Here is a 4,194-nt window from a genome sequence, read left to right as displayed (position 1 = left end):
GCTTCCTAGGCATAACTACGAATAACTTTCCGAGCTTTCAGCTCAAAAAGTCATTCTAGGTTATGCTACGCCGGCCATGAAATGCCAAGCCTCTTTGGCGGAAGCAAACCCGCCTTTTGGCACACTCCGTTTTTTAAAATAGTAAAAGCGGCAATGAACGATCCGTCCATTGTCGCTTTTGCGTTTACCACTTTAAGGATAACTTAAAGCGTTGAAATATTATTCAACTGCTTGTTTTGGCGATTTGATCCGCTTGTAAAATACCCAGTAACTCCAAATGAAGTAAACCAGAACAATTGGCAGGATCGTAAACGTCAAAATTGTCATCAGGTGCAGTGTATATGGTGAACTTGATGCATTTTTAATTAAAATTGAGTTGGCACTGTTGGTCGCAATCATCACTCTTGGGAATAAGCCGTTGAAGATCAAGACAACGATACTGATCAGTGATAAACCACTGGCAATAAATGATGCCCAGTCATGACTGGATTGTGCGCCCCACCATGCAGCCAATGTGAAGATAACCAAGGCAATTAAGATTGACCAGGTTGAAACTGGCTTACGTGTGAAGAAATCAGTGGTTAAGTAAAGCAAAATCACAAAGACAACTTCACCGGCAAGTAAGACAGGGTAAAGGATTTTACTCCATTTTTCAGCCCGTTCTCTTAATTCGCCACTCGTCTTTAATCTTAAGAAGTTCAAACCGTGGATGAAGCAAAGCAGTGAAACTGCGACGCCACCGACGATTGAGAACCAGTTAACGTAAGTGGTAAACGTCCCATAAATGTCGCCGTTCTTATCAATCGGAACGCCTTCAATCATACTGGTGAACATCATCCCAAATAAGAAAGCAGCACAGAAGCTACCAATGGTTGATGCCCACTCCCAGAAGTTCCGCCATTTTTCCGTCTGCATGTTCGCACGGAATTCAAACGAAACGCCTCTGAAGATTAAAGCAACCAAGATCAAGAACAAAACGATGTAGTAGCCTGAAAATAGTGATGCGTACCACATTGGGAATGATGCAAACATGGCACCACCGGCAGTGATTAACCAAACTTCATTTCCATCCCAGTGCGGTCCGATGGTTTGGATAACGGTATCACGTTCTGCCCGGTTCTTGGCAAAGAATCGAACTGACATCCCGATACCAAAGTCAAATCCTTCCAGGAAGAAGAAGCCACTAAATAACACACCAATTAACAGAAACCAGATAAATTGATAACTAGTCATTATGAGCCGCCCCCATTTCATATGGATCTACCTTTTTAGCATCATCCTGGGGTTCAGTTGAATATCCATCAGTCAAGACTGAGTCGGGACCTTGCTTGAGAACACGGTGACTCAAGATAACCATGACTGCTCCTAATGAAGCAAATATCAAGAAGTAAACGATATTGGTGAACATCAAACTTGCCACGGTAGACGTTGGCGAAACCGCATCGGCGATTGTCAACAAGCCGTAAACAACCCATGGATAACGACCGAATTCAGTGACGAACCAGCCGCAGGTATTAACGATAAATGGAAGCCATACCATCAGTCCCATCAAATATAGGAACCAGCGTTGTCTCATAATGGTCTGAGACTTCTTACGGTTGAACCACAGGCCAATGATGGCAACTAAGCCAAACAATCCTGCAGAAATTGCCATAATTCTGAAGCTCCAGAACAATGTCTTGGTTGGAACATAGTAATTCTTGGTTTGATCGTTCTTGTTGTACTTAGCCTTTAATTCTTTATTGACCGTCTTTTGACCCTTAAACGTCCCGTTTAAACTGTGATGACCCAAAATGTTTAAGGCGTATGGAATCTCAATTGACCAAGTCTTCTTAGGACCGTTGAATCCGGCAGCTAATGCCCAATCACCTTTGTCCGTTGAATTCTTGTAGAGACCTTCCATTGCGGCAAACTTCATTGGTTGGTTATTAATCAGGTAACGGGTTTGTGTATCACCTGACCAAACGGAACCTAAGCAGGCACAAAGACCAATAATCAATGAAACCTTCATGGATTTACGATAGAAGTTCTCATGATCCTTCTTAAGTAAACGCCATGCAGAACATCCTGCAACAACAAATGCGGCCGTTAAGAATGCACCGAAGATAACGTGTGGGAATTCATTCCACAGTTGACGGTTCATGATAACAGCAGAGAAGCTGGTCATTTCAACCTTGTGTTGAGCTGCGTTCATCGCGTAACCAACGGGGTTTTGCATAAAACTGTTGGCTGCTAAGATCCATAAAGCGGATAAAGTTGAGCCAAATGCTGTCAGCCAAATGAATAAACAGTGAATGGTTTTGTTAAACCGCTCCCATGTAAACATCCAAAGACCGATAAAAGTTGATTCAAGGAAGAAGGCGGCCAAAGCTTCAATTGCAAGTGGCGCTCCGAAGATGTCCCCCATGAATCGTGAATAATCTGACCAGTTCATACCAAACTGGAACTCTTGAATAATACCTGTAACAACACCTACAGCAAAACTAAATAGGAAAATCTTCCCCCAGAATTTTGCCATATTTTTGTATGTTTCATCCTTGTTAATAACGTAGACCGTTTCCATAATTGCGACAATAAAAGCTAAACCAATAGAAAACGGTACGAAGAAGAAATGAAACACCGTGGTCATCGCAAACTGAAACCGCGACAAACCAAGCATCGTAATGCCAATATTTAACATTGTTGTATCCCCCCTTACTAAATATTAATGAGTTATCCTCATATACCCCTATTGTATATAGAAATAGGCCAACATTCAAATTAAAATGCTAAATAATTATCTAAAAATATGCATAATCTGGTACGCCAAGGGTCACAAATGAATAAAAAACCTGTAACCGTCTTCAATTCAGCGTTTCTCACACCTTAAAGTAAAAAATATTCACTTGTGAAATTATTGCAATGGCTTTCATTAGACAATTGACCACCACCCATTTATAATAATGGTGATAAGATTAGTTTATGCTATTATTGTATTTTGTTTATTAAATCAATCTTATTTTTCAGCTATTTTTAAAGGGGGAAATATCCATGACAAAGAATATCGTCGTTGTTGGTGCCGGTTTTGCCGGTGTTTACGCCACCAAACGGCTTGCTAAACATTTTAAGAGTAACGCTGACGTCCAGATTACGTTGATTGATCGTCACTCTTACTTCACTTACCTGACCCGGTTGCATGAAGTTGCCACAGAACGTGTTGCACCAAGCAGTGTAGAATGCGACTTGCAACGGATTTTTCACAAGCAAAAGAATGTCCAAATTGTGACGGACAACATTTCCGAAGTTGATAAGGAAAATAAAAAGGTCATTGGTGAAAATGGCACCTACCCATTTGATAGCCTGCTGATCAGTATGGGTGGTGAACCCAACGACTTTGGCACTCCCGGTGTTAAAGAAAATGGCTTCACACTTTGGTCAATGGAAGATGCGCTGCAGCTTAAAGAACACATCCGAGAAATTATTGCCCGAGGTGCTGTTGAACGAGACCCAGAGAAACGAAAGGCAATGTTAACATTGGTTGTCTGTGGATCCGGGTTTACCGGTGCTGAAACGATTGGTGAATTAATCGACTACCGAAAAGTTTTGGCAAAAGATTACAAGCTTGATCCGAGTGAAATTAAAATTATTTTGGTTGAAGCTGCACCAACGATTATCAACATGCTTGACCGAACCAACGCCGCTCATGCTGAAGCTTACATCAAGAAAAACAACATCGAAATCCGCAAGTCATCAATGATTACCTCGGTTAACCCGGACAGTGTTGACATTAAGGATCAAGACTCCATTGCAACCAACACGTTGATTTGGACCGCTGGTGTTAAAACCAATCACACTGCCGACAGCTTCGGAATTGATGCTGGCCGTGGTGGTCGTTTGGTTACCAATCAATACCTTCAAGCTAAGGGCTTTGAAGATAAGAGTATTTACGTTGCCGGAGATGACGCCAACGCCACTGAACAGGGTGCTGAACGTGCCGTTCCACAAACTGCTCAGGAAGCTGAAAATGAAGCAATTGTATCAGCCGAAAACATTGCAGCTGACATTGAAGGCAATCAGAACTACACCGAATTCAAGGACAAGAATATGGGCTTCACGGTATCATTTGGTGCCTACTATGGCATTGCCCAAGTCTTTGGCGGCAAACGTGTTCGTGGCTGGCTGGCAACCATCATGAAGCACGGAACCAACCTGCTT

3 protein-coding genes are annotated in these 4,194 nt (G+C 42.2%); 1 reads left to right on the top strand and 2 read right to left on the bottom strand.

The genetic code is table 11. From position 1 onward, the window contains the following. Positions 1-219: 219 nt before the first annotated feature. Together cydB and AB3112_RS08870 are read right to left on the bottom strand one after the other, a co-directional pair. Complete coding sequence (gene cydB / locus AB3112_RS08875) at positions 220-1,233, bottom strand: cytochrome d ubiquinol oxidase subunit II (RefSeq protein ID WP_084974852.1); 1,014 nt, start codon at positions 1,231-1,233, stop codon at positions 220-222. Beyond that, the gene (locus AB3112_RS08870) at positions 1,226-2,680 is read right to left on the bottom strand and encodes a cytochrome ubiquinol oxidase subunit I (protein ID WP_367334322.1); all 1,455 of its coding nucleotides are present in this window, start codon (positions 2,678-2,680) and stop codon (positions 1,226-1,228) included. The genes cydB and AB3112_RS08870 overlap by 8 nt, the downstream gene beginning before the upstream one ends. Positions 2,681-3,030: 350 nt before the next feature. Between AB3112_RS08870 and AB3112_RS08865 the strand changes: the two genes are divergently transcribed. Beyond that, positions 3,031-4,194 (top strand): NAD(P)/FAD-dependent oxidoreductase (locus AB3112_RS08865; protein ID WP_367334321.1); only part of this gene is annotated, 1,164 nt, incomplete at its 3' end.

Origin of the sequence: Lentilactobacillus sp., from assembly GCF_040773105.1 — a bacterium.
Lineage (GTDB): Bacteria > Bacillota > Bacilli > Lactobacillales > Lactobacillaceae > Lentilactobacillus > Lentilactobacillus parabuchneri.
The sequence above is the reverse complement of the archived record's forward strand: the minus strand, read 5'-3'. Positions and strand labels throughout refer to the sequence as shown.

Excerpts from the sequence above, each read along its gene's own strand:
- cydB (WP_084974852.1), bottom strand. The coding sequence starts at position 1,233 with ATGACTAGTTATCAATTTATCTGGTTTCTGTTAATTGGTGTGTTATTT.
- AB3112_RS08870 (WP_367334322.1), bottom strand. The coding sequence starts at position 2,680 with ATGTTAAATATTGGCATTACGATGCTTGGTTTGTCGCGGTTTCAGTTT.